Source organism: Halomonas marinisediminis, assembly GCF_004347715.1.
Lineage (GTDB): Bacteria > Pseudomonadota > Gammaproteobacteria > Pseudomonadales > Halomonadaceae > Halomonas > Halomonas icarae.
In genome coordinates this window covers 1-218 of record NZ_SLTR01000891.1, presented here as the reverse complement: position 1 = coordinate 218, position 218 = coordinate 1, and the positions used below count along the sequence as shown (strand labels likewise).

At 64.7% G+C, this 218-nt stretch carries 1 protein-coding gene; it reads right to left on the bottom strand.

All coding sequences use genetic code 11. The features are described 5' to 3' along the window. Nucleotides 1-218: hypothetical protein (locus E0702_RS18875; protein ID WP_132045975.1), on the bottom strand; the 218-nt coding region annotated here is incomplete at both ends.

The following is a 218-nucleotide window of genomic DNA, read 5'->3' as shown; positions in this document are numbered from 1 at the left end:
GAGCCGAAGATCATGCCCTGACCCGGCAGGCCCTCACGCTCCAGCGTGATGTAGTAGAGCCCGAGGATCATGTCCTGGGACGGCACGATGATCGGCGCGCCGTTGGCCGGCGACAGCACGTTGTTCGTGGACATCATCAGGACGCGCGCTTCGAGCTGCGCCTCGAGCGAGAGCGGCACGTGAACCGCCATCTGGTCGCCGTCGAAATCCGCGTTGAA